General features: G+C 38.3%; 24 protein-coding genes. 6 read left to right on the forward strand and 18 right to left on the reverse strand.

Going from position 1 to position 26,839, the window contains the following annotated elements; genetic code table 11:
- Nucleotides 1–5: 5 nt before the first annotated feature.
- From dxs to ACFIJ9_RS03280, 6 genes are all read right to left on the reverse strand, one after another.
- Nucleotides 6–1,913 carry a 1-deoxy-D-xylulose-5-phosphate synthase gene (gene dxs, locus ACFIJ9_RS03255; RefSeq protein ID WP_375635773.1) on the reverse strand — a complete coding sequence of 636 codons (1,908 nt, stop codon included), beginning with the start codon at nt 1,911–1,913 and terminating at the stop codon, nt 6–8.
- A gap of 236 nt (nt 1,914–2,149) precedes the next feature.
- Nucleotides 2,150–2,404 (reverse strand): exodeoxyribonuclease VII small subunit, encoded by a 255-nt coding sequence (locus ACFIJ9_RS03260; RefSeq protein ID WP_375635774.1) that lies wholly within the window; start codon nt 2,402–2,404, stop codon nt 2,150–2,152.
- A 7-nt stretch (nt 2,405–2,411) separates the two neighbouring features.
- Nucleotides 2,412–3,515, reverse strand: a complete 1,104-nt coding sequence (gene ribB, locus ACFIJ9_RS03265; protein WP_375635775.1) for a 3,4-dihydroxy-2-butanone-4-phosphate synthase — start codon at nt 3,513–3,515, stop codon at nt 2,412–2,414.
- Nucleotides 3,516–3,530: 15 nt separating this feature from the next.
- Nucleotides 3,531–4,619 carry a chorismate synthase gene (gene aroC, locus ACFIJ9_RS03270; RefSeq protein WP_375635776.1) on the reverse strand — a complete coding sequence of 363 codons (1,089 nt, stop codon included), beginning with the start codon at nt 4,617–4,619 and terminating at the stop codon, nt 3,531–3,533.
- Nucleotides 4,620–4,767: 148 nt separating this feature from the next.
- Complete coding sequence (gene fabI, locus ACFIJ9_RS03275; RefSeq protein ID WP_273787904.1) at nt 4,768–5,586, reverse strand: enoyl-ACP reductase FabI; 819 nt, start codon at nt 5,584–5,586, stop codon at nt 4,768–4,770.
- A gap of 128 nt (nt 5,587–5,714) precedes the next feature.
- Entirely contained in the window at nt 5,715–6,617 is a 903-nt protein-coding gene (locus ACFIJ9_RS03280) for a DnaJ C-terminal domain-containing protein (protein WP_012754817.1), read from the reverse strand.
- Nucleotides 6,618–6,910: 293 nt separating this feature from the next.
- Between ACFIJ9_RS03280 and pdxH the strand changes: the two genes are divergently transcribed.
- Nucleotides 6,911–7,534 (forward strand): pyridoxamine 5'-phosphate oxidase, encoded by a 624-nt coding sequence (gene pdxH / locus ACFIJ9_RS03285; RefSeq protein ID WP_375635777.1) that lies wholly within the window; start codon nt 6,911–6,913, stop codon nt 7,532–7,534.
- Nucleotides 7,535–7,770: 236 nt separating this feature from the next.
- On the opposite strand, the gene ubiA is transcribed toward pdxH, so the two are convergent.
- Nucleotides 7,771–8,775, reverse strand: a complete 1,005-nt coding sequence (gene ubiA / locus ACFIJ9_RS03290; RefSeq protein WP_375635778.1) for a 4-hydroxybenzoate octaprenyltransferase — start codon at nt 8,773–8,775, stop codon at nt 7,771–7,773.
- A gap of 90 nt (nt 8,776–8,865) precedes the next feature.
- Here ubiA and purD point away from each other — a divergent pair, with 90 nt between their 5' ends.
- Nucleotides 8,866–10,140, forward strand: coding sequence for a phosphoribosylamine--glycine ligase (gene purD / locus ACFIJ9_RS03295; RefSeq protein WP_375635779.1), 1,275 nt, complete (start codon nt 8,866–8,868; stop codon nt 10,138–10,140).
- Nucleotides 10,141–11,302: 1,162 nt separating this feature from the next.
- Here purD and ACFIJ9_RS03300 read toward each other — a convergent pair.
- From ACFIJ9_RS03300 to ACFIJ9_RS03330, 7 genes are all read right to left on the reverse strand, one after another.
- Nucleotides 11,303–11,830 (reverse strand): DUF6101 family protein, encoded by a 528-nt coding sequence (locus ACFIJ9_RS03300; protein WP_012754813.1) that lies wholly within the window; start codon nt 11,828–11,830, stop codon nt 11,303–11,305.
- A gap of 144 nt (nt 11,831–11,974) precedes the next feature.
- Nucleotides 11,975–13,384, reverse strand: a complete 1,410-nt coding sequence (locus ACFIJ9_RS03305; RefSeq protein WP_375635780.1) for an FAD-binding oxidoreductase — start codon at nt 13,382–13,384, stop codon at nt 11,975–11,977.
- A complete protein-coding gene (locus tag ACFIJ9_RS03310; RefSeq protein ID WP_375635781.1) occupies nt 13,369–14,349 on the reverse strand; it encodes an L-threonylcarbamoyladenylate synthase in 981 nt (326 codons plus the stop codon). Before ACFIJ9_RS03310 ends, ACFIJ9_RS03305 begins: the two co-directional genes overlap by 16 nt.
- Nucleotides 14,346–14,987: a ribonuclease HII gene (locus ACFIJ9_RS03315; protein ID WP_375635838.1), complete on the reverse strand. Its 642-nt coding sequence runs from the start codon at nt 14,985–14,987 to the stop codon at nt 14,346–14,348. Before ACFIJ9_RS03315 ends, ACFIJ9_RS03310 begins: the two co-directional genes overlap by 4 nt.
- 198 nt (nt 14,988–15,185) lie before the next feature.
- Nucleotides 15,186–16,094 carry a 4-(cytidine 5'-diphospho)-2-C-methyl-D-erythritol kinase gene (locus tag ACFIJ9_RS03320; protein ID WP_375635782.1) on the reverse strand — a complete coding sequence of 303 codons (909 nt, stop codon included), beginning with the start codon at nt 16,092–16,094 and terminating at the stop codon, nt 15,186–15,188.
- A gap of 240 nt (nt 16,095–16,334) precedes the next feature.
- Nucleotides 16,335–17,183 carry a S49 family peptidase gene (locus ACFIJ9_RS03325; RefSeq protein WP_375635783.1) on the reverse strand — a complete coding sequence of 283 codons (849 nt, stop codon included), beginning with the start codon at nt 17,181–17,183 and terminating at the stop codon, nt 16,335–16,337.
- 191 nt (nt 17,184–17,374) lie between these two features.
- Entirely contained in the window at nt 17,375–18,163 is a 789-nt protein-coding gene (locus ACFIJ9_RS03330) for a tRNA1(Val) (adenine(37)-N6)-methyltransferase (protein ID WP_375635784.1), read from the reverse strand.
- Nucleotides 18,164–18,343: 180 nt separating this feature from the next.
- Between ACFIJ9_RS03330 and ACFIJ9_RS03335 the strand changes: the two genes are divergently transcribed.
- The 4 genes from ACFIJ9_RS03335 (at nt 18,344) to glyS (ending at nt 24,466) form a co-directional block, all read left to right on the forward strand.
- Complete coding sequence (locus ACFIJ9_RS03335) at nt 18,344–19,420, forward strand: polyprenyl synthetase family protein (protein ID WP_375635785.1); 1,077 nt, start codon at nt 18,344–18,346, stop codon at nt 19,418–19,420.
- Between the two features lie 95 nt (nt 19,421–19,515).
- Entirely contained in the window at nt 19,516–21,210 is a 1,695-nt protein-coding gene (locus tag ACFIJ9_RS03340) for a tetratricopeptide repeat protein (protein WP_375635786.1), read from the forward strand.
- 92 nt (nt 21,211–21,302) lie between these two features.
- A complete protein-coding gene (locus ACFIJ9_RS03345; RefSeq protein WP_375635787.1) occupies nt 21,303–22,244 on the forward strand; it encodes a glycine--tRNA ligase subunit alpha in 942 nt (313 codons plus the stop codon).
- A complete protein-coding gene (glyS, locus tag ACFIJ9_RS03350) occupies nt 22,244–24,466 on the forward strand; it encodes a glycine--tRNA ligase subunit beta (protein WP_375635788.1) in 2,223 nt (740 codons plus the stop codon). The genes ACFIJ9_RS03345 and glyS overlap by 1 nt, the downstream gene beginning before the upstream one ends.
- A gap of 119 nt (nt 24,467–24,585) precedes the next feature.
- On the opposite strand, the gene ACFIJ9_RS03355 is transcribed toward glyS, so the two are convergent.
- The 4 genes from ACFIJ9_RS03355 to ACFIJ9_RS03370 form a co-directional block, all read right to left on the reverse strand.
- Nucleotides 24,586–25,080, reverse strand: a complete 495-nt coding sequence (locus ACFIJ9_RS03355; protein ID WP_375635789.1) for a F0F1 ATP synthase subunit B — start codon at nt 25,078–25,080, stop codon at nt 24,586–24,588.
- Between the two features lie 11 nt (nt 25,081–25,091).
- The gene (locus ACFIJ9_RS03360; protein WP_012754801.1) at nt 25,092–25,658 is read right to left on the reverse strand and encodes a F0F1 ATP synthase subunit B; all 567 of its coding nucleotides are present in this window, start codon (nt 25,656–25,658) and stop codon (nt 25,092–25,094) included.
- Nucleotides 25,659–25,789: 131 nt separating this feature from the next.
- Nucleotides 25,790–26,020, reverse strand: a complete 231-nt coding sequence (locus ACFIJ9_RS03365; RefSeq protein WP_005773968.1) for a F0F1 ATP synthase subunit C — start codon at nt 26,018–26,020, stop codon at nt 25,790–25,792.
- A 54-nt stretch (nt 26,021–26,074) separates the two neighbouring features.
- On the reverse strand, nt 26,075–26,833 hold the full coding sequence (locus ACFIJ9_RS03370) for a F0F1 ATP synthase subunit A (protein WP_375635839.1): 759 nt from the start codon (nt 26,831–26,833) through the stop codon (nt 26,075–26,077).
- Nucleotides 26,834–26,839 lie beyond the last annotated feature (6 nt).

Here is a 26,839-nt window from a genome sequence, read left to right on the forward strand (position 1 = left end):
ATTTTTTATCCTGTTCGAATCTCGCGGCCTAAAGCAACAAAAACCGTGTTGACAATACCCATAGCATCAAGCCCGATACGTGAAAGAACTTTTTCTGGTGCACCATGATTCAAATACTCATCAGGAAGTTTTAGTGTACGAGCTTTCAAACCATGCTCTAAGAGCCCTTCTTGCGCTAAAAATTGTAATATGTGCGCTCCAAAACCACCAATTGCCCCTTCTTCAATTGTCACCAATACTTCATGCTCACGTGCCAAACGACACATCAAATCCTTATCTAAAGGTTTCGCAAACCGTGCATCTGCAACCGTTGTAGATAATCCTTCAGCCTCCAATGCATCAGCAGCTTGCAACACTTCTGACATTCGCGTTCCAAAACAAACCAAAGCGATCCTATTTCCTTCACGCAGAACACGCCCCTTTCCAATTTCTAATAACTCACCACGTTGCGGTAAATCTATACCAATACCCTCACCACGTGGATAACGAAAAGAAATTGGTCCCTGATCATAAGCTGCAGCTGTACGCACCATATGCATCAGTTCAAGCTCATCAGAAGGTGCCATAACAACAAACCTAGGAAGAGTGGACAAAAAAACAATATCAAAACTTCCAGCATGTGTTGCACCATCTGCCCCCACAAAACCTGCACGGTCAATAGCAAAACGTACCGGTAATTTTTGAATTGATACATCATGAATAATTTGATCATAAGCACGCTGTAAAAAAGTAGAATAAATTGCAACAAAAGGCTTGTACCCTTCACAAGCAAGACCTGCCGCAAAAGTTACGGCATGTTGCTCAGCGATACCAACATCAAACATTTTTTCAGGAAATTTTTTCGCAAAAGAATCAAGACCTGTCCCTGTTGGCATCGCTGCTGTTATGCCAACAATCTTATCATCATGGCGAGCTTCTTCTATTAAAGCTTTAGAAAATACCTTGGTATAGGGTAGAATATTACTTGATGCTTTAACCTGTTTTCCTGTCATGACATCAAAACGATTAACACCATGATATTTATCAGGTGAGGCTTCTGCAGGTGGATATCCCTTTCCCTTATGTGTGACAACATGCACCAAAACAGGACCACTAGGATATTCACGAACATTTTTTAAAACAGGCAATAAATGCCCAAAATTGTGCCCATCTATGGGTCCAACGTAATAAAAGCCAAGCTCATCAAATAAAGTTCCCCCAACCAAAAGTCCACGCGCAAATTCCTCTGAACGACGCGCCTTATCCAAAAAAAACTTTGGCAATTTTTCGCTCAACATCTTTACGCGTTCACGCAAATGACGATAAGAAGGACGAGATACTAATCGTGCAAGATGTGCACTCATAGCACCTGTAGGTGGTGCGATAGACATATCGTTATCATTAAGAACAACAATCAAGCGTGCATCCAAAGCACCAGCATTGTTCATTGCTTCATAAGCCATGCCCGCAGACATTGCACCATCACCGATGACAGCTATGATATTGCGTCTTGTCTCTGCTTTCAAAGCACTTGCCACCGCCATGCCAAGCCCCGCTGAAATAGAAGTAGACGAATGACCCGCTCCAAATGGATCATACACACTTTCTGAACGTTTTGTAAAACCTGATAATCCGCCCTCTTGACGTAATGTGCGAATTTTTTCTCTACGCCCCGTTAAAATCTTGTGTGGATAGGTTTGATGACCAACATCCCAAATAATCCTATCCTCTGGTGTATTAAAAATATAATGTAATGCAACAGTGAGCTCAACAACACCAAGTCCCGCCCCAAGATGACCACCTGTTACAGAAACCGCATCAATTGTTGCAGTCCGCAACTCATCAGCCAACTGTACCAAATCAGACTCAGGCAATGCCCGCAAATCTTGCGGAAAACAAATACGGTCAAGCAATGGTGTTAAGACCTGAGACAAAAAAAACCTTTCTATTATCTTAACTCAAGAAAACGAAACGATAAAAATATATCTTCTCTACTCTTATTTACAGTTTTGCATCTTTTTTACTGAAAAATGCTCTTTTCTATTTGAGATGAGCTATACTTTTCTCATTTTTTACTTATTTTATAAAAAAGAAATCAATCGATTTAATTTTCTATAAAAAAGGTTATTATATCTCCTCGTTTCACAATAAATATCCAAAATATTTAATATTATTTAGCATCAAGTGGTTCTACTCCTTCTGGAAAAGCGTCTTCTGAAAGCTGTATTTTTTCAACTTTAGCTTCAGCAACTCTTAAGAGTTTTTCACAATGCTTTTTAAGCGCTTCACCGCGTTCATAAATATCAATGGATTGTTCCAAAGGCACATCGCCACGTTCCAAATTTTCGACAATAACTTCAAGTTGCTTAAGCGCTTGTTCAAAGCTTAAGGTCGTAATATCCCCCTCTTGTATCTCTTTTTTCATATGAACCTCAAAAAATATCTGTTCTAGATATACGAATTCCAAAACCTTCTAAACCTACATGATGATGCTCTTTAGCAGCATAAACAATAACAGAGCCTATTCCTAGATATTTTAAAATTTGTGATCCTAAACCAATTTTGCGCCATTCTTCTTCGCGTTCAATCGCCTGCACATGGTTTTCTGAACTGTCTCTTGCCATATTTTGAATATCAATAGTTGATTGCATAACAGATCCTTTACGCAAATAAATAAATACGCCACGTTTTTCTTTTTCCATCATACGCCGCATCACCACCATAATATCTGAAGATTGACAAAAAACGTCATTTATAATGTTTTCATGATGTAAATACACAGGAATATCCTCACCCTCACGGACATCACCAAAAACAATTGCAATATGCTGAACGGCTTCCCAAGGGAATTGATAACTTTGAACAATAGCGGGACCTACAGATGTTTCAATAGGCATTTCTCCAACATGCTTGATCAATATTTCCTTACGTTGGCGGTAAGCAATTAAATCTGCAACCGTTATCATATGTAACCGATGTTCTTGTGCAAATTTCATGATCTGATCGCCATGTTTAACGCTGCCATCATCATTGACCAACTCACCAATAACACCAACTGGTGGCAAACCAGCTAATTTACATAAATCAACAGCGGCCTCCGTGTGACCTGAACGCATGAGCACTCCCCCTTCATGCGCAATCAAAGGAAAAATATGTCCTGGACGGACAAAATCGTGAGCACCAGCATTTGGATTAGCAAGATTACGAACTGCCAATGTGCGGTCATGTGCAGAAATACCCGTTGTTATCCCATGTTTAAAATCCACAGTAACAGTAAATTGCGTCCCATGTGCAGAGTTATTATCTGGTACCATAGGAGCAAGATTAAACCGTTGTGCTTCTTTTTTTGGCATAGGTGTACACACAATACCTGTTGTGTGACGAAGAATAAACGCCATCTTTTCTTCTGTACAATACGCTGCAGCAACAGTTAAATCACCCTCATTTTCACGGTCATCATCATCTGTCACCACAACAATTTCACCGCGTTCAAAAGCTTTAAGTGCAGAAACAATTTTTTTTTCATCATACGCCATTGTTCACCTTTTCAATCACCCAATTTGACCGCGATGTCTTAGATAATGGTCAGCAATAGCACAAGCAACCATCGCTTCACCAACAGGAACGGCACGAATCCCAACACATGGATCATGACGTCCCTTCGTTATAACATCTATATCATGACCATCAACATCAATGGAGCGACGAGGCGTTAAAATTGATGAAGTAGGCTTTACAGCAAAACGTGCAACTATTGGCTGTCCACTCGATATTCCCCCTAAAATACCACCAGCATGATTGGATAAAAAAAGCGGTTTTCCATCATTTCCCATTCGCATTTCATCGGCATTTTCTTCTCCCCTCAGGCGGGCTGCCGCAAAACCATCACCAATTTCCACACCTTTTACCGCATTAATCGACATAAGTAACGATGCAATATCTTGATCAAGCTTTGCATAAATAGGGGCTCCTAAACCTGCCGGAACATTTTCTGCAACGATCTCAACAACCGCACCAACAGATGTTCCCTCTTTACGGAGTTTACTGATATAATCACTAAAAATGGGAACCATCTCTGCATCAGCTGTAAAAAAAGGATTATTATCAACCTCTGACCAATCCCACCGATCACGATTAATATTATGAGGACCAATTGCTATCACTGCTCCTCGTACAATCAAACCAGGAACGATTTTACGAGCAAATGCACCAGCTGCAACACGTGCTACCGTCTCCCGTGCTGAAGCACGTCCCCCACCTCGAAAATCACGAATGCCATATTTAATATCATAAGTATAATCCGCATGTCCTGGACGATACTGATGAGCAATCGAGCTATAATCCTTCGAACGCTGATCTGTGTTTCGAATCAACAGAGAAATTGGTGTACCTGTCGTCACCAATGTTGTCCCATCGTCTTGAACAACAACTCCTGAAAGGACCTCTACTTCATCTGGTTCTCGGCGCTGCGTTGTATATTTTGATTGTCCTGGTTTGCGTTTATCAAGATAAGCTTGAACTTCTGCAAGAGTAAAAATAATTCCAGGTGGACAACCATCAATGACACAACCAAGAGCAGCACCATGACTTTCACCCCATGTTGTTACACGAAACAAATGACCAAATGTATTATGCGACATGCAAAAAGATCCGTTTCTCTGTCAAATATATACAACGACAACGTATGTTGTGTGCTATACACAAGGTAGCTCGTTGCTCCCAAATACCCTTAGCCACTTTAAATTTGGTCAAATTACTGCTGTCCAATAAAATCCCATAAACCAAACTTTATTCTTTAACGACAGAAATGTCTGGTGCATCAACTGCTTTCATACCTATGATATTATAACCCGAATCGACATGATGGACTTCACCGGTAACAGAACGAGACAAATCTGAAAGAAAATAAAGCGCAGAATCACCAACCTCTTCAATTGTTACCGTACGACGTAATGGAGCATTATATTCATTCCATTTTAAAATATAACGAAAATCACCAATACCAGAAGCCGCTAACGTTTTAATTGGTCCAGCAGATATAGCATTAACACGAATATTTTGAGGACCTAAATCTACCGCTAAATATTTCACGCTCGCTTCAAGAGCTGCTTTGGCAACCCCCATTACATTATAATTGGGAACAACCTTTTCTGCACCATAATAGGTCAGTGTCAAGATTGACCCACCATCTGGCATCAATTTCTCTGCACGCTTCGTTAGAGCTGTTAGGGAATAAACGGAAATATTCATGGTCATCATAAAATTTGATTCGCTGATATCAATATAACGACCACTTAATTCGTCTTTATCAGAAAAACCAATAGCATGAACTAAAAAATCGAGTTTTCCCCATTTCTTCTCTATTTCTCTAAAGACCGTATCAATAGAGACACTGTCAGAAACATCACAATGTCCACAAACAAACCCCTTTAATTCTTCAGCCAAAGGCTCAACACGCTTTTTCATTGCTTCACCCTGATAGGTAAAAGCAAGCTCTGCCCCTGCGCTACTTGCCGCTTTAGCGATTCCCCAAGCGATGGAGCGATTATTGGCCAACCCCAAAATTAAACCACGCTTACCGTACAACAAACCATTACCCTTAGCCATCAGCACTGCCCCATTGTTACTTAAAATTAATATTATTCATCTGCCTATGACACAGGTCAACTTTTTCTTCAAGCAATTGGTTTAAAATCAAACAAAAACTACGCTTTTGTATATAAAAAATTTTAAAATTAATCTTGTTGCATTTGCAAAAACTGTTCTAGCGCGGCATTTTCACCTTCCGGCAACATAATGCGAACATGCACATAAAGATCATCTCTTGTACCATTTTTTAAACGAAGCCCTTTTCCTTTCAACCGTAAAACGCGATCAGAACTTGACCAAGCAGGAATCGTTAAAACCACACGTCCCTCCAACGTCTCAACTTCTTCTTTTGCTCCCAAAACAGCATGTTTAAGAGAAACTGGTAAATCAAGATGAAGTGCTCTTCCTTCAACCCGAAAACGAGGATGTTTTTGAATCTGAATGGTTATCAACGCATCTCCTGCTTGCCCGAGAGGTACCTCTTCTCCCTGACCTTTTAAACGAATAGTCTGTCCGTCTTCAATATAATCTGGAAGTTTAATTTTTAACTTTTTTCCATTTGGAAAAACAGCTTCCACCTTTTCTGCGCCAACCATCTGCTCTAATGTTATGGCAAGATTAGCACGAACATGTGCTCCTTGTTGGGGACGGTTATAGTGTGTGGAATTCGAAAAGCTACTACCTCCTCCAAACAGATCCCGAAAAATATCACTCGCATCAAAACCTGCACCACCTGAAGAGGAAAAATCAAATCCCTTTGCTCTTCCTGAAAAGGGATTTTGTTTATTGCTAAAATTTTCACCAGTACCATAAGCTTGATAAAGCGGTTTTCCTTCCATATCAATTTCACCGCGATCAAATTGTGCCTTTTTATCCTTATCACCTATAATTTCATAAGCTTGATTAATTTCAGCAAATTTTTCTTTAGCCTTTGTATCATCTTTATTATGGTCTGGATGATACTTCTTTGCTAATCTTCTAAATGCCGATTTAATCTCTTGCGATTTTGCGGTACGTGCCACACCCAGAATCGTGTAGGGATCACGCATATTGCCCTCTTTTCAATTTTTTCGTTTTCAAAATATCAACTGATCCGTTGCTCAATATCCCTTATATCTTCATCAGTCTATTCTAGAGAATAATTTCTTCTTTCCTTTTTATATGTCTATCAATAAACTAAAATACCAGATAAAATGAGACATTTATTTAATATAGCTCATTGTAGCCTATGCTAAAGTAAAAATAATTAAACTACCATAGAAATACACAATAGCATTGGCTTTTTGATGATAAAGTAAATGAGAAAATGCCTCGCCCATACTCACTGATATTTGGAGAAACTATGAGCAACAAAATACCAACAGATGATCATTTTATGAAAATGCAAAAACCTTTTGAACTTTTCGCAAAGTGGCTTGAAGAGGCAACGATAAGTGAAATAAATGATCCAAATGCTATGGCATTAGCAACAGTTGACGAAACAGGACTCCCTAATGTTCGTATGGTTCTCCTCAAAGACTACAGTCCCCAAGGCTTCGTCTTCTATACCAATTATGAAAGCTGTAAAGGACAAGAAATTTTAAAATCAATGAAAGCATCTTTAGGTTTTCATTGGAAATCGCTCCGTCGTCAGGTCAGAATTAGAGGAATTGTTGAAAAAGTAAGTCAACAGGAAGCCGATGCCTATTTCCAATCGCGACCACGTGGTAGTCGAATTGGTGCATGGGCATCTAAACAATCTCAACCTTTAGACAATCGTTTTGTGCTCGAAAAAGCAATTGCTCAATATACTGCGCGTTATGCTCTAGGCAATATTCCACGACCACCTTATTGGTCTGGGTTTCGTGTTAACCCCCTTTCTATAGAGTTCTGGTGCGATCGCCCATTTCGTTTACATGATCGTCTGCTTTTTACACGCGATTGTGTTGAACACAGCGATTGGAAAAGACAAAAACTTTATCCCTAATCCTTCAAACTTCATCGTTATAAAGATTTTTTCTTCCCAACAGTTAAACAAGTATTTTTTATTTGAAAAATTCTAAAAGAAGATGATTTATTTTATTTAAATAGAAGAAATTCATTTTCACTGTAAAAGTTGATTGGTAATATTTTCTACTGTATTGCTTAAAACAGATTAGCAACAAGCTTATTTAAAAGAAAATACTGTATTCAGCAGAAACTATGATTTTAGCTAACTTATTTTTAGACCGCAGGATAAAATATCGTCCATATACCCCCACATACCAAACCAGCAAAAATCACAAAACCAATAAGCGAATTAGATTTGAAAAGCCTGAGGCATTGTGAACTGTCATCTATATCAATGACTTTAATTTGAATAAACATATGGATGCTTGCCACAAAAATCCCCAAAAAACTAAGAACAGGGACTCCAGCTAAATAAAATGCTAAACTAACGAACACCACAAAACCACCATACAAAAATACTAAAGCACGCTTGGTTCCTTTACCAAAGAGAAGGGCCGTAGAACGGACACCAACAGTAGCATCATCTTCTTTATCTTGATGTGCGTAGATTGTATCGTATCCTATGGTCCACAAGATTGATCCCACATAAAGCAAGATTGGTGCCCAGCTTAAACTTCCAAAGACAACAGCCCACCCCATTAATGCCCCCCAATTAAACGCAACGCCTAAAAAAAACTGCGGCCAATATGTTACGCGTTTCATAAAAGGATAAAATGCAACAGCTATCAATGACGAAATACCTAGAAAAAAACTAAACCTATTAAATTGTGATAAAACGACTAAACCAACCAAACATTGCATAAGTATAAAAACTCTTGCTTGAAACCGACTCACATGACCTGTCGGCAATGGGCGAGAACGTGTCCTTTCTACCTGAGCATCAATTTTATGGTCAATAAGATCATTCCAAGTACATCCTGCCCCTCGCATAGCAATAGATCCCAGAAAAAAAAGAAAAAGATACCAAACCCAGTGAAGAAACATTGATAAAAGAGTATCGTAATGCATGTTATAAGAGAAAAAAGCCATTGTTGTTGACCAAAAACAAGGCCACATCAACAATTGCCATCCGATAGGCCGATCCCAACGCGCCAATTGCGCATAAAACCATAAAGAACAGGGAAGGAAATTGTAGACCCATTGTTTGGAAGATGCATCCATAACCCGTCCCTGACTCTCACAGGATTGAACATGCGCGATATTTTTATTTTTTTTCATCAAATGATTTACCTTTGGTCTTGCGATAGAGACATTTCATTCTTATGAGAAGGAGATGAGATTAATCATCTTTTATGAGAGGAGCAAGCAATGAATATTCTTCTTATTGGCTCAGGTGGACGAGAACATGCTTTAGCATGGAAAATAGCTGCATCACCACTGCTAACAAAGTTATATTGTGCTCCTGGAAACCCTGCAACAACAGAATTTGGTGAAAATATTAATTTAAACATTGATGACCATCCCCTTGTTATTGATTTTTGTAAAAAACATTCTATTGATCTTGTGATTGTAGGACCAGAAGCACCATTGGTTGCGGGTATAACAGACTCTCTTAATAGCGCTAACATCTGTGTATTTGGTCCTACTCAAAAAGCTGCTCAACTAGAAGGTTCTAAAGCTTTTACAAAAGATTTATGTCGTAAGAATAACATTCCTACAGGAAGTTACCAATGCTTTAATGATGCCTCTAAAGCTAAAGCTTACATTCATCAACAAGGTGTTCCCATTGTTATTAAAGCTGATGGCTTAGCAGCTGGCAAAGGTGTCGTGGTTGCAACAACTATGGAAGAAGCATTTAACGCAGTCGATGCCTGCTTCAAAAGTGCATTTGGAGATGCAGGAAACAAAATTGTTGTAGAATCTTTTCTTGAAGGTGAAGAAGCAAGCTTCTTCTGCCTTTGTGATGGTAAAGTTGCTCTTCCTTTTGGTTCTGCTCAAGACCATAAACGTGTAGGTGATGGCGATATTGGAGCAAACACCGGTGGTATGGGTGCTTATTCACCAGCGCCCATCATGACCCAAGAAATAGTGAATCGTACCCTCAAAGAAATTGTTGAACCAGCTTTAAAAAGCATGAAAGAAATGGGCGCCCCCTTTAAAGGTATTCTCTTCGTCGGATTAATGATAACGCAAAAAGGACCCGAATTAATTGAATTTAACGTACGATTCGGTGATCCTGAATGTCAAGTTTTAATGATGCGCCTCAAAGATGACATTTTGCCAATTTTTCTTGCTGCAGCTCAAGGAAAACTTGAAAATAAGCCTCTTCGGTGGTCTGAAAAAACTGCTCTCACCGTTGTTATGGCTGCCAATGGTTATCCAGACTCTCCCCAAAAAGGTACTGTTATCCGTAACGTTGATAAAGTAAACAATCTTCCCGATGTGAAAGTTTTTCAAGCTGGTACAGTATTGCGTGATGGAGAACTCATTGCAAATGGTGGACGTGTCCTCAACATAACAGCAACAGGAAAAACGATTACGCACGCACAAAAACGTGCTTATGAAGCTGTTGATTGTATTGATTGGCCAGAAGGTTTTGTTCGTCGTGATATCGGATGGAGAGCCATTGCGCGAGAAAACTAAATCCTTTGAATATTCTTTTTTCCGATTTGATTATTTTATATAAGAGCATGATACACAAATTTTCTTACTGTTTTACGTTGACCATAATTTTGAAAAAATGAGTGTGCTTTCCTTTGAACAATCAAATATTGTAAATAGGATATCTACTCATGATAAAATAGGAAATTTCTCTGAATATAACACTGTGATATAAACTGATCATTTTACTGTTGTATTTAATTTAAACGTATTTTCTCATCATCTTTATAAATACTTTCTTTCTTATAAAACCCTGAAGAAAAACATATATACTATCATTTCTCTTATTTATTGCGTTTTTTAATGAAATTCCGCTTTTACGAAAAATAAAATGCCAAAAAAAAGATACTGATGTTATTCACGTACAAATTCTTAAACAATATCTCTCATGCTCGTCACTCCCATTTTACGACACTACCTGCAAATAGTATAAATCCATTCTGCCATCTTTCTGAAATAAAGATAAAAACCGATACTATCATTGTATTTTCCAACTCCCAATATTACGATAACCCTTTCTATCTAAACGCTTTATCAGAGAGTGTTTACTCTTTTTTAATGATTTTTATCTACACTCTACCCCTTCTTATAACGTGCAAAAAAATGATTTTGATTATAGGAGAGAGATGAAATAAGAATATTTTGCAATATTCAAAGCTCTCATTCAACATGGAGAAATGATTTATAAAAAAGTAAAAAACACTTCCAGCAATCTGCTCGTGTTTTAATGATGTGGCAAAAACCAAAAATTACACCGCCAAAAAAACGGTTTCTATTGTTATGAAAGCCGTTTTTACCTCTCCGAGAAAAGCGTTTAACATAACCGATTCCTGCTGCCAATGTATGGTGTCAAAAAACTCTCATTTACAATCATTGACTTCCTCTTTGCCTTAAAGAACCAAAAGTTACACCAAATCCCATCTGTAAACGTCCGGATTCTCATTGAGCGGGTTCCTCTTGGTTCCTACTCATATGCTTCACTTACACAAAGACCGACAAGCAAACTTAAGAATATTCGCCATGTCCTCTAAAAATACTTCATGTGTGAAGTTTACACGCCTTATATTACCGCCCCAAACAACGATGTTTTACGGCACAACAAGATAAATGCTTACGGTAGTACAAAAATGAATGCATATTAATATTACTGGAGTGCAATTCGATTCGCAATCACCAAACGCAAGCCTAACGGATTGCTATAACGAAGTAAAAAACGCTTTTGTTTAGAATGTGCTGTTGTACCAAAAAAACGATGTAAATCAGAACGATCTTTTACAACCAGAATGCGATTATCTTCATTGATCATAAGCATGGGGAGTCCATAAGTATCCGCCCATAATCGCCAATCCAGAAGAACATTATTCAAATCTCTGGAAACCAAAAGCGGTATACAAGCTTCCTCATCGGCATGAAGTAATTCTAATGCAACAGCTCTTTCTCCTGAACGCGTTTTCACGGTACGTGCTGCAATTCCTTGGAAATGATAAGGGGGTATTAAATGCGATAAGCTTGAAGGCATATCCGTTTTAAAAGAAACACCACGCTCATTTAACGAACAAATAACCTGATTACCCGTTTTGGATGAAAAATATGTCGTCGTTTGTGGCAAATGGCACGGATCTAACCGAAATTCAAGCACCGCTTTTGCCTGATTAAAGCATTGATTAGCCATATACATTATCCCAATTTATCTTAAATAACATACACCCTTTAGCAGCTTTTTCTCATTGGATTATTAAAAGTTTGAATAAAAAACAACTGGTTTCTTTTTTGGTTATTAAAATCTAAACAAAAATACATGATCACTATTCTTGAATTATAATACTTTTCCGGGATTCATTATCCCTAAAGGATCGAGCGTTTTTTTAATCCCTTGCATAATATCCAATGCGACAGGCGATTTAAAAGAACGAAGTTCTTCGCGCTTAAGCTGACCAATTCCATGCTCAGCAGAAAATGCACCTCTATAGTCCATCACTAAACTATGAATGCGATGATTCATTTTTGACCATAACTGCAAGAACACCATCGTATCAGCTCCTACAGGTTGTGTAATGTTATAATGTAAATTTCCATCGCCCATATGTCCAAAACAAATCACCCGTGCTCCTGGAGCAATATCTTCAACAATAAGCGCTGCCTCAGCAATAAAATCAGGAATAGAAGCAAGTGGGATCGCAATATCATGCTTAATGGACCCTCCTGCTAACTTTTGTGCATAGGATATACTTTCACGCAACTGCCAAAAAAAATCTTGCTGTTTTAAAGATTGTGCAACAATTGCATCTTCTATCACCGCATTCTTTAAAGCTTCTTCTAAAATAATACTCAGTACTGATAACGCCTCATCATCGCCTTGCAATGATGAAATGTTCATTAATACATACCATTCATGCTTCCGCTGAAGAGGAGGCTTCTCACACATCTTATAATCTAAAGCCATTTGCAAACTGAGATTTCCCATGAGCTCAAAACCTGTCAACATCCCTCCTCCATATTTTTGAGCCAGAGATAAAAACTCTAAAGCCTTCGCCGGACTATATAATCCCACCAAAGCAACAGCTTTTCCTTTTATTTTTGGAAACATCTTCAAAACGGCTGCGGTTATAACACCTAATGTGCCTTCTGCACCAATAAAAAGATTTTTCAAATCGTAACCGCTATTATCTTTTTTAACAAAACGCAAATCATCTAAAATACGGCCATCCGGTAAAACAACTTCCAAACCAAGACAAAGATCACGCATATTGCCATAGGCTAAAACAGCTGTCCCTCCAGCATTCGACGAAAGATTTCCCCCTACTTGACAAGAACCTTCAGAAGCCAAAGAAAGAGGGAAAAAACGACCTGATTCATCCACTTTTTTCTGTAAATCCTGTAAAATAACACCTGCCTCTACAACAACAAAATTTCCCTCAAGATTTATAGTTCTAATCTTATTTAATCGTTCCATGGATAAAAGAACGCTCCCTCCTCTTTCATCTGGTTGTTGTCCCCCCACAAGCCCTGTATTTCCACCCTGTGGCACAATCGGTGTGCGTGTTTTGCTCGCTAGCTGCATAATCGATGAGACCTCTGCGCAAGAAGATGGACGTAAAAGTAAAGGTGTTTTTCCATGAAAAAGCCCACGCTCTTCAAGCAAATACGGTGCAATCAACGCTTGATCTGTTATAGCATGCTTAGCACCAACAATTTCTCTAAACCCCTCAATTAATTTCTGCTCCATGTTTGTTTCTCCTTTGGAGCCGCAGCCCGTATAAGACGATCATTGATCGCCTCCCCTAATCCGTATGATGGAATAGGTTCTACTGCGATACATCTCACTTTAAATGAATCTAATTCCTTCATATATTGAAATAAATGAAAGGCTGCCTCTTCCAACTTTCCATCTTCGCTAAGATTTAAAATAGAAACGGCATTTTCAGCCCCCATAACGCGCTTTGAACCAAATGCTAAAAGCGCTTCACCATTTTCCACCTTTTCTACATTCAAACGAATCGTAGCATTGGGAGCATAATGCGACTTTAACATCCCTGGAGCTTCAATCGCCGCCCTTTGATCTATCCGTTTTAAAGACTTCCCCACAATTTCTTCAATTTTATCAGCCGCAAGCCCCCCTGGACGCAAAAGATAAATATTTTCATCACAAATCTTAATAATCGTTGATTCAAGCCCTATTTTAGCAGGTCCTCCGTCCAATATCAAAGGAACAGATTCCCCCAAAGATGCAAAAACAGCCTCAGCTGAAGTAGGGCTAAGACGCCCCGACTGATTCGCACTAGGAGCAGCAAGTGGTCGGCCAAAATGTTGTACTACTTCCGCAAAACGACTGTCTGGAAAACGAACAGCCAAGGTATTCAAACCAGAGGTTGTTAAAGGATGAATATTATGCTGTTCCTTTAAAGGCAAAACCAATGTCAAAGGCCCTGGCCAAAATTCCTCCATTAATTGGCGTGAAAGAAAGTCAATTTTCACATAACGTTCCGCCATTTCGATGCCGCTGACATGCACAATAAGAGGATTAATTTGCGGACGACTCTTTGTAGAAAAAATAGAAGAAATTGCCCTCCCATTGGTTGCATCGCCCGCTAATCCATAAACAGTTTCCGTTGGTAATGCTACTAACTTCCCTTGTTTAAGAAGCGCTATTGCCTCTCTTATCGAAGCACTATTGAGTGGTAGAATCGTCATGACACACCATTTCTATAACACTCTTTTAGTGGTGCAAAACTATAACGATGTAATCCTATAATTGGTCCATATTTATCAAGAGCTGTACGATGTGCTAGTGTTGCATAACCTACATGCTTCTCTAAACCATACCCTTTATAAACTTGTCCTGCACACTCCATCATCCTGTCACGCGTTACTTTCGCAATAATAGATGCGGCTGCAATTGAAACCGAACGCTGATCGCCCTTAATCAACGCCATTGCAGGACAGGACAACTCAGAAGGAATATCACGTCCATCAACAAGGACATAGTGGGCTGGAATGGCTAACCCTATAATACAGCGACGCATTGCTTCTAAAGTTGCTTTTCTAATATTAGATTGATCAATTGTACGAGCACAAAGACTAGCGACTGAAACCGCTAATGCACTTTGCAAAATTTCATGATAAAGTCTATTTCGTTGGAGAAAAGAAAGTTTTTTTGAATCATTTAACCCATTAGGAATATGGTCTTTATCCAAGATAACTGCTGCCGTTACCACAGGTCCAGCGAGAGGCCCCCGTCCTACTTCATCAACACCTGCTATATGAAAAAAACCCTGTTTTTGCAAATCCAATTCGCACGAAAAATTTGGTTGAAGCGGAACATTAAACATCTTTGATAAATCACAATACAACAAACATACATCTATTTCTGTAGCCTGATCATTTTTTGCAAGCATTACAGTTTTAAATGGCTCTCCAAACATTATGCGAATTCTTGCACAAAAGATAAAAAAATACATTTCTTTGGTTACCCTCTTTCACTGTGTATAATAAAATCAGGACGAAATAAAAGCTTTTATATTTATTTATCAAATATTTCCTAAAGTCATGATAGGTTTTACAAACCAATTTGGGTGCATTGATTTGATAAAAAGAGCTGCTTGTTGCGCTGTTTGTTTATTTTTAAAAATGCCAAAGCAAGTTGCTCCCGTTCCAGATATACGGGAAAAAAGAGCCCCACATTCATCTAATACAGATAACACTTCAGCTAACTGAGGTGCTATTTTTAATGCAGAAGAAAAAAGATCATTACGCGTTTCTTGTAAAGCTTCAACCAATGAATCAACACTCTTTAAAGAATCTGTATTAATTTTTAAAGAAGGATTATGACGCTTCTCTAACGCTTTAAAAACAGTTTGTGTTGAAATCTCTTGTCCATGATTAACCAATACTATTGCAAGAGAACAGGCTCCTTTTAGTTGTATCATCTCTTGACCAATTCCTTTGACCAAAAGTGGCTGCTGATATTCTAATGCATAAAGGCACATGGGAACATCAGCACCAAGAACTAAGCTCATTTTTGCTAATTCTTGGTAAGAGCAATCAAGATTCCACTGTTGACGCAACATGCTTATAACCCCAGCTGCATCACCTGAGCCACCACCAATGCCTGAAGCAACAGGTAATGTTTTTACAAGCCGAAAAAAAGCAGGTTGAGCACATTCAGGAAAAGTCTTATGCATAAAATCCCGTGCGCGAATAACCAAATTATCTAAATGAGACACAAGGCCTTTTGCAAACGGTCCCGTCAAAACAAATTGATTATTTTCGCAAGGTGCATAGTGTAGACAATCACCGCTAAGACTAAAATAAACCAAACTTTCTATTAAATGATACCCATCAGAACGTTGCCCCACAACATGTAGAGCTAAATTCAATTTAATAGGTGTAAATAAATAGGAATGTCCTTGGAACGAAGCTTGTACATTTGATATCATATGACGTAATATTCACCTACATAGGGTTCTTTTACAAATTCCCCCTTTTATCCATACTTTTATTAGCACAAACCCTATAAACAGCTTGGAATATTCTTAATCGTTTTCTAAACAAACAATAAATATAAAGAGCACTCATACAAAATAAACGACATGTTCTCATTCGTATCATTTCAAGCCTTTTTTCTTCTAGAATCTGTTTTTAGATAACAATCCCTCTGGCTTGAATAATCCTTTCCATTACAAACCATAACGCTGCCAAAGTGCTCGCTCTTCTGCTGCCATCAATGCACTGTCAACGACTGTATAAACCGTATGTGCCGTCACTCCTGAAGGCGTTTTAGGTCCTAAGAAACTTTTTGGAGGCATAATAAGTCGAAGTTTTGCATCATTACCAAAGCGCTCCTTAATAACAGAACGTACATCATTCAATCCATCAACCAGACCAAGCTCAACGCTTTGTTTTCCACTCCAAAACATTCCTGTAAAGAGATTCGAATCATTTGATAATTTTTCAGCACGGCGTTCTTTAACCAAATCGATAAAAGTTTGATGCACTTCAAGTTGGAGAGATTTCAAATGCTCGATATCCGCCTTTTTTTCTGGCTGAAATGGATCTAATGTAACTTTGTTCTTTCCTGCTGTGTATACACGCCGTTCGATACCAATTTTCTTCAAAAGTTCCGGAAAACCAAAGGAAGCTGAAACCACTCCAATGGAACCAACAATTGAAGAAGGATCTGCAAAAATTTCATCCCCCGCACAAGCAATCATATAACCACCGGATGCTGCAATATCTTCAATAAACACAAGAACCTTTTTATTTTTTTCTTCTGCCAAGTCACGAATACGCTTGAAGATAAAACGCGATTGTACAGGTGAACCACCAGGAGAATTAATAATAAGTGCAACAGCCGGTGACTTTTTGTGTGCGAAAGCCTTCTCTAAAAGATTTGCACACCTACTGAGGGAAAGGGTACGAGATATAGACGCTGATGAATCCATAATTGCTCCTTGAAGGCGCACCACAGGAATTTCAAGTTTATCGGAAGAAAAACGACGTGGAATAAAACTTTTAATAAAATCCATCAAAACAAAATCTCCTTATAAATTAAGAACAATTAAATAGGAAAGGACAACAAAGAGGAAGAACGCGATAATATCCAAAAGCGCCAATCAATCCCCACATTACAAGCAGAAATATAATTTCACCCAAAGTCAAACCTCCCTAACAACAAAGTTTCGACTTTAAATAATAAACTAAAAAACACAAGATACTATTAGAAAAGTTCCCACAAGCTTATATATCCATTATTAATTGCATCAACTTGGGGTGAAAAAGTATGGTCATTACCTTCATGTATAACCAATGCCGGTAAAATAGATAAAGCTGCTCTGCTTCCTCGTTTTGCGTAAAATAAAAGACGAATTGCAGCTGTTTTCGCACGTGCATGCACAGGAATTATACAAATATCACCAAAACGCCCTTCTAAAGCACGCAAGATATCTGTCAGCGATTGTGGACGTGCAATGAGCCCTAAGTATCCACCTGGCTTAACAATGGCCGCTGCACTCCGCAACCAGTTATCAAACATCGCTTCAGACATAACATGTGCTTCAGATTTTTGTTTATCAGGTGTCTTGCGATCAGTAGGATTATTAAAAGGTGGATTCATAATCGCAAAATCAAAGCTATTATCTATCAAACCTGCTTTTATACGGGCATTCCCTTTGAAGGTAACATCTGCTTCTAGCAAACAAACTCGGCTAGCAAATTGTTCATTTTGTTTTAGCATAAGCGTTTTTTGAGCGTAAGATACCATAAAAGCTGAACGTTCAACTAAGGTAACATGAACTTTCAAACAACGCGAAGCAACAGCCAACCCTGCAGCTCCAGCACCTGCACCTAAATCAACAACCTTGCCCTTTAAATTACTTGGAACCAAACTAGCTAATAACATCGCATCCATTCCAGAACGATGACCATATTTATGGGGTTGAACCAAATAAAATTTCCCGCGGTGAAAACTATCAATTGTTTCACCACTCTGATTCGTTGTTTTATCCATTTAAAAGCCTAATGTTCACCTTTATAAACTGCATTTTTGCCATTCAGCTGCTATTTTAAATTTTTTTATTATTTCATAACAACAAGATTACACTCGCTAAAGAACATTTATTGCCAATAACATTCCAAGCTTACACTTCAAAGCGCCATCAAAAGCTTGAGTCAAACACAAACCCCCTTTATGCTAGTAAATAAAGTAAATTTTATATATGTCCATTGCAATACTCTAGGAGTAAACACATTGAGCGCAGCTATCAAACCAGAACAAATAAGAAATAATCAAATTTCTCTTCAATCTCTTGTCAATCTTACTCAAAAAGATATGGAGCGCGTAAATCAATTTATTCTCTCTATGGCAGAATCAGAGGTTGAGATGATCCCTGAAATTTCCAACCATCTTATTTCATCAGGTGGAAAGCGATTACGCCCAATGATTACGCTCGCTTCTGCTCATATGTTCGGTTATCAAAGTGACGGGCATATAAAACTCGCAACAGCTGTTGAATTTATGCATACAGCAACATTACTACACGATGATGTGATTGATGAAAGTAATTTGCGACGTGGAAAATCCACGGCACGGATGATTTGGGGGAATCAAGCAAGCGTACTTGTTGGTGATTTTCTGTTGGGTCAGGCTTTTAAAATGATGGTCGATGTCGGTTCCATAGAAGCGCTCTCTGTCTTAGCGAACGCTGCTGCAATTATTGCTGAAGGAGAAGTTATGCAACTTTCTGCTGCAAAAAATATCAAAACCAGCCCTTCAGACTATCTCAAAATCATCAATGCCAAAACAGCCGCACTTTTTTCAGCAGCCGCTGAAGTAGGACCGATTGTTGCTGGCTATGGACATAAAGAGCGTTCTTCATTACGTGAATATGGAACATCTTTAGGTTTAGCTTTCCAATTGATTGATGATGCACTTGACTATAGCGGTAGTGCTCAAAACTTAGGAAAAAATATAGGGGATGATTTTAGAGAAGGAAAAATAACAATGCCTGTTATTATCGCATATGAACGTGGAAATATAGTAGAAAAAAATTTCTGGAAACAAGCACTTGAAGATGGCAATAACAATAATGAAGCCTTCGCATACGCGCAACACTTAATAGAAAAGTATGATAGTATCACAGATACAATAGAACAAGCACGCATCTACGGAAAACATGCAATTGATGCTCTTATTCCCATGAACGAAAATCTTGCTTACAATGCTCTCGTTGAGACTGTTGAATTTTGTATTGCGCGCGTAAACTGAATTCTTTGCAAGAATCGCAGTATTTCTCAATAAAGTAATGAGATATGATCTATAAACAACACCATCGATTGATTATCTTGAAAAGGATTAGCTCCATGTGCTCTGCAACGGTATCCCGAATTTTTACCCTCTTTATCGTGGGTATCATGCTGATGCCATTCCCCACCTACAGTAAAATAAGCACCGCAATTCATACAAGCTCATTTACAGGTGCTTATTTAGCTGGAAGGGTTGCAAATCATGAAAATAAAACAGAACTTGCTATCAATTACTTTAAACAAGCACTCGTTTATCAACCTGATAACATTGAAACACAAAAAGAGCTCCTTGAAGCTATGCTCTCGGTCGGAAACTTTAAAGAAGCTGTCCAACAAGCCCAAAAACTCAAAGAGCAAGATGTTATAACTCCCTTTGTTTCCTTAACTTTGTCAGTAGAAAGTCTCATCAAAAAAGACTATAAGAATGCCAATTTTCTTCTACAATCAAAAGAACCTCCGAAATCCAATAATCCAATACCTGAACTCATCGGTGCTTGGATTAAATTTGGATCTGGACAAAAATCTCAAGCAATCGCTGATCTTAAGAAACTCAAAGGTCCTGTCTGGTATGACCTTTTTATATCTTATCATCTAGCACTTATGAGCGACCTTGCAGAACAGCCAAAGGATGCAAAAAAATATTTCATTAAAGCACTTAGTAACAAACAGGGGACTCTTATCGCTCCTAATACCTATGAACGTATTATCATAGCCTATGCCTCATTCCAATTGCGCCATAATATGCGTAACCAAGCTCTTCAAACAATCCAACATGGCGAACAAATGTTGTCAGGTCGAGAAGTCCTTAAAAACTTTCGAGAAAAAATTGAAAAAAACTCTTTCTTAGAGAGAGTTATTAAAACACCTCAACAAGGAGCAGCCGAGGTACTATATAATTTTGGAACAGCCCTCAACCACAAAAACTCAGGGCGAATTGCACGTATTTTTAAGCAATTATCTTTCGCCTTATACCCTCAAAATGACGCAACACTGTTTCAGCTCGCACACATTTCTGCTAAATTGAGTGATCCTCATAAAGCAATTAAACTTTATCGCGCTTTATCCCCTAAATCTCCTTATTATAAAGATGGACAACTTCATCTTGCATTCCTTCTTGCCAATAACAATAATTACAAAGAAGCAATAAAATTACTCACATTGTTAAATGAAAAATTTCCCAATGATCGTAATATTTTGATAACGCTCGTTGCTTTTTATATGCAGGACAATAAATTTCTTGAGGCCATTAAAACTCTAGACACCGCTATTGCCCAGATAAAAAACTTTCAGCAGGACGATTGGAAACTCTTTTATCAGCGTGGTATTGCTTTTGAACGTTTAAAGCAATGGCCAAAAGCAGAAATTGATTTGAGAAAATCGCTTGAATTTTTTCCAAACCAGCCGCAGGTTCTTAATTATTTAGCCTATTCCCTTGTAGAACGTGGTGAGAAGCTTGAAGAATCGCTCCGTATGCTGCAAAAAGCTTCCGCTTTGCAAACTCACAACAGTCATATTCTCGATTCTTTAGGGTGGGCTTATTATAAACTAAAAGAATATAATAAAGCAGTGCAAATATTAGAAAATGCTGTCAGATTACAACCTGAGGACCCAACACTGAATGATCATTTAGGTGATGCCTATTGGAAAGTTGGACGTAAACGTGAAGCAATCTTTCAATGGAACCACGCAATTGACGGAAAACCAGAAAATTCTGAACAAATTCAAGAAAAGTTGAAATTTGGTTTGCAATAAACGATGCTTAACCATAAACCACATGAAATAATAAACAGAGAAACTAAAATTACTTTGGTTTTTTGTTTAGTCCAATATAAAGAGTATAAAGCGTGAAACTGCCTGAACATCTTAACCCTAAACGTTCTTTTCAGGGACTAATCTTAACTTTGCAAAATTATTGGGCACACTATGGATGTGCAATTTTGCAACCTTACGATATGGAAGTCGGAGCTGGGACTTTTCATCCAGCAACAACATTACGCTCCCTAGGTCCACGCCCTTGGAAAGTTGCTTATGTCCAACCCTCCAGACGTCCAACAGATGGACGATATGGTAAGAATCCAAATCGTTTACAACACTATTATCAATTCCAAGTACTTCTCAAACCCTCTCCGCTCAATCTACAAGAACTTTACATAAAGTCGCTACAAGCTATCGGACTTGATACAAAACTGCATGATATTCGCTTTGTTGAAGATGATTGGGAAAGTCCCACCCTTGGTGCTTGGGGGCTTGGATGGGAATGCTGGTGCGATGGGATGGAAGTCTCTCAATTTACTTATTTTCAACAAGTTTGTGGCATTGAATGCGCTCCAGTTTCAGGGGAACTCACATACGGTCTTGAGCGTCTAGCGATGTATATCCAAGGGGTTGATAACGTCTATGACCTTAACTTTAATGGTTTGGAGGGAGAAAACAAAATAAGTTATAGAGATATTTTTTTACAGGCAGAACAGGAATACTCATATTACAACTTCGAATTTGCTGATACAAAATTGCTACATCAGCATTTTATCGATGCAGAACGCGAATGCAGGGCACTTCTTGATGCTGGAAAACCAAATAAAGAAAATATATTACATCGCTGTGTTTTTCCTGCCTATGATCAATGTATTAAAGCGAGCCATATCTTTAATCTTTTGCAAGCACGTGGCGTTATTTCTGTAACCGAACGACAAAATTACATTCTTCGCGTTCGTGATCTCGCGCGCCGTTGTGGGGAAGCCTTCTTACTCACAGAAGCTGGACAAATATATACTGGAGAAGCCTAATGTCTGATCTTCTTCTTGAACTTTTCAGTGAAGAAATCCCCGCACGTATGCAACGAAAAGCTGCTGCTGATCTCAAAAAATCTGTTACAGATCAACTTGTGAATGCTGGATTGATCTATGAAGCTGCTCGTGAATATTGGACACCTCGTCGGCTAACATTGGACATACGCGGACTTTCCATACGCTCAAAAGATATCCATGAAGAACGAAGAGGTCCTAGTATAAAATCACCACAGCATGTAATTGATGGTTTTCTACGTGCAACAGGATTAAACGATATTTCTGAAGCACATATTGGACATGATGATAAAAAAGGTCATTTTTATATTGCTAAAATTGTTAAAAAAGGTCGAGCTGCAGAAGAAATTATTGCCGATATTTTACCGAATATTATCCGCAACTTTCCGTGGCCGAAATCTATGCGTTGGGGAAAAGATTCAGCACAAAGTGGTGCTCTGAAGTGGATTCGACCCTTACAAAACATTCTTTGCGTCTTCGGACCAGAAATTGGTGAAACACATGTTATTCCGTTTACAATTGGTTCTCTTAAAAGCAATAATTTAACTTATGGTCATCGTTTCTTAAGTGATGGAAAGCCATTTCAAGTGCGCCGCTTTGATGATTATGTTACTCAACTTGAAACCCATAAAGTCATTCTGGATGCCGAGAGACGAAAGAATATTATTTTAGCTGATGCCCAAAATCTCTGCTTTGCCAACGGTTTAGAACTAGTTCAAGACAATCCCCTCCTAGAAGAAGTTGCTGGTCTTGTTGAATGGCCTGTTATCCTGATGGGTGATTTTGACCAATCATTCCTTGATATTCCTCCAGAAATTATTCGCTTGACCATTCGAGCTAATCAAAAATGTTTTGTTACCCGTAAACAAGGAGAAAAAGTAAAACTTTCTCATCATTTTATTCTCGTTTCTAATATTCTTTCAAATGATGAAGGCAAAGAAATTTCAAAAGGAAATAGTAAGGTTGTCCGTGCCCGTCTTTCTGATGCACTTTATTTTTGGCAAACCGATCAGCGTGATTTGCCTGATATTCAACAATTAGAATCTTCTATAAAAAAATTTGATCTTGATATAAAAAAACCTCTCGATCAAAGAATGGCGCGACTTGATCATTTGAATGTAACTTTTCATGCTAAATTAGGTACGCAAGGTGCAAGAGTAGAACGCATTGCTACACTCGCACAAGAAATTTCACCTTTGATACAGACAGATCCTCTTTTAGCAAAACGTGCAGCAATCCTTGCAAAAGCTGATTTGCAAACAGAAATTGTCGGAGAGTTTCCTGAACTACAAGGGGTTATGGGGCAAAAATATGCCCTTCTTCAAGGGGAAGATCCTCGCGTAGCTGTAGCAATTGAGGACCATTATAAACCTCAAGGACCAACAGATCGTCTTCCACAAGAACCGCTTGCTATAACCGTTATGCTCGCCGACAAAATTGACATGCTCGTTGGCTTTTGGCTCATTAATGAAAAACCAACGGGCTCAAAAGATCCCTATGCGTTAAGACGAGCAGCACTGGGAGTTATTAGGCTTGTACTTTCGCGAGATTGGAAAATCAATCTTATGCCACTGTTTCAGTTAGCAATGAATCTTTTCTTACAAAAAAAAAATAAATATGAAATCTCTCAAAGAGAAAATTCACAATTGCTGAATCTGCTTCCAGAAAAAACAGAATATATTTTATCAGACCTGTTATTCTTTTTTCATGACCGTTTGAAAATCTATCTAAAAGAGGAAGGTGCTCGTTACGATGCCCTTGAAGCCGTTTTAAATAAAGATTCTGATGATTTTTTATTGGTTGCACGTCGTGTCGAATCGCTTATCGCTTTTATCAATACCCATGATGGAATGAACTTTGTAGCCTCTGTAAAACGTACTGCCAATATTCTTGAAAATGAATTTCAAAAAAGCACAACAATAGTGAATGAAATTAATCCTGAGCTCTTTGTCGAGAAAGAAGAAAAGCAGCTCTATCATGCAATTTGTGAAGTAGAAAAACAGGTTCTTGCTCCCATCAATGCGACAAATTTATCATTTGTACTCAGTGTGCTAGCGCCACTTGGAAAATTGATTGATATATTTTTCGAAAAGGTATTGGTGAATGATAAAAAACCTGATGTTCGTGCTAACCGTTTTGCTCTTCTCAAACGTATTCACATTATTACACAATCGGTTGCGGACTTTTCAAAACTTGTCATTTAGAATCAAAATGTCCTATTAATTGATAAAAATAATGAAGATAAATTTTTTTATGACTTTTATTAATGAATCTTGAGAAAATTATGCAACCAAAGAGGACATTTTTTATCTCTCAAATATCATTAATTAAGATATGTTTTCATTTTGATAAATGATTCTTTCTCAAGAGACTCTTTAATAAGTTCGTCTGCCTTGTCAGAATCTAATTCCTTTGCAATAAGGATACGTGCTGTAGAAATTGCCAAATCAATAGCCGATGAAGAAACCATGCGTATCGCATCCGCTTCTGCTTGAGCAATTTTTTGCTCTGCCAATTTATTGCGGTTTTTTACATATTCTTCTGCTTTTGTACGAGCCTCAGCAATAACAGATTCAACTTCATGTTTTGCTGCTGCAATAATTTCTTGCGCATCTTTTTCTGCTTCTGCATGTTTGCGTTGATATTCAGCCAATATTTCCTGTGCCTCTTCACGAAGACGCAGAGCCTCATCCAGCTCATCTTTGATACGCTTCGCGCGCGCATCAAGATGGTGTATAACCCTCTGTGGAATTTGGAAATAGACTAAAAGAGCTAAAAAAAGAACTAACCCAACAAATGCCCAAAAAGTATCAGTCATTTTTGTCTTCCTCAATAATCCGCTGTTTTAACAACTGAACGAACAGCCTCTTTGCTGATATCAACGTCAATCAATTTTTTCACAATTTCAAGAGCCACTTCTTCAGCGATAGAACCAACATTTTGCATCGCCTTATCCCGAATTTTTGCTATCTGTTTTTCAGCATCTGCGAGTTTTTTTTCTAAACTCTCTTCAATTTCTTTCCGTTCAAGCTCTGCTTTTTCTTTTAATTCTTCACTAGCTACCTGCGCTATAGCATGCGCTTTCAAACGCGCTTCTGCTAATTTCCGCTCATAAGTTTCAACAACAATGTCTGCTTCCTGCTTCATGCGCATTGCCTGATCTAAATCAGATGCGATTCGATCTCGCCGCGTTTCAATAACACCACCAATACGTGGTACAATTACACGAGAGATAAAAAGATAAAAAAGTCCGAAAGAAATCGCCAACCAGAAAAAATGCGAACCAAAATGTACAAAATCAAAAGGCGGAAACACGCGATTTGCATGTTCTGCCACCTTTTTAATATGTTCTATCGACGTTTCAGTGTTCTGTGCATAAGCGCTTGAAACAAACATCTTCTTTCATCCTTTAAATAGCTTATTAAAGCCCTCTATAACCGATGATAACTGACTGACATCTCTCTGGTTAAGAGCTAAAAGGGTAAATCTTTCCTCATGCAAGAACAGATATACCCTTTTGATGATGATTAAACCCCAAAAAGAAGTAGTAAAGCAATGAGCAGTGAAAAAATTCCCAAAGCTTCTGTTACAGCAAAACCAAAGACAAGACGTCCAAACTGACTATCCGCTGCTGATGGATTTCGTAATGCACCAGAAAGATAGCTACCAAAAATATTACCAAGTCCTAAAGCTGTTCCAGCCATACCAAAGCAAGCAAGACCAGCGCCAATATATTTTGCTGCAAGCACCATTTCCATGTTATTCTCCTTTAAAGCGAAATTGCATTATTCGACGGAAAACCGCCAGTTCTATTAATGTCCTGGATGAATTGCATCATTAAGATACATACAAGTTAAAACCGTAAAGACGTAAGCCTGAAGAAATGCGACCAAAAACTCAAGAGCAGTAATCGCTACAGTCATAATAAGCGGTAAAACCGAACCACCCACACCTACGAGTCCTACCCCAATCATTGAAACAACAAACCCAGAAAACACTTTGAGCGTAATATGACCAGCAAGCATATTCGCAAAAAGACGAAGAGAAAGACTAATTGGACGGGAGAGAAAAGAAATAACCTCAATCATTGTCACCAGAGGCAAAACCACAACAGGAACTCCACTGGGAACGAACAGTTTCAAAAAACTGACCCCATGCTTATAAAAGCCATAACCAATCACCGTCAAAATTACCACCATTGCTAACGAAAACGTGATCATGATCTGCGATGTAACCGTATAAAAATAAGGAAAAAGACCAATAAAGTTAGCAACCAAAATAAAAGTAAACAGAGAAAAAACTAAAGGAAAAAACTGCATTCCCTGTACACCAGATGATTCCCGCAGAGTCGATGCTACAAACTCATATGCCATTTCCGAAAGAGACTGCATCCGCGTTGGAACCAATCCACGACTTGATGATGAAATGAAGAGAAAAATAGAAGTTATAACAACCGTGAGAACTGTAAACAATGATACATTTGTAAACGATAAATCCATATTTCCTATGGAAATCTTAATCAGCCTTGAAACCTCAAACTGATGAATAGGATCTGGAGCGTGCGCTGTCACTTCAAC

The organism is Bartonella sp. MR90HLJMH (genome assembly GCF_042194115.1).
In the GTDB taxonomy this organism is placed as follows: Bacteria; Pseudomonadota; Alphaproteobacteria; order Rhizobiales; family Rhizobiaceae; genus Bartonella; species Bartonella grahamii.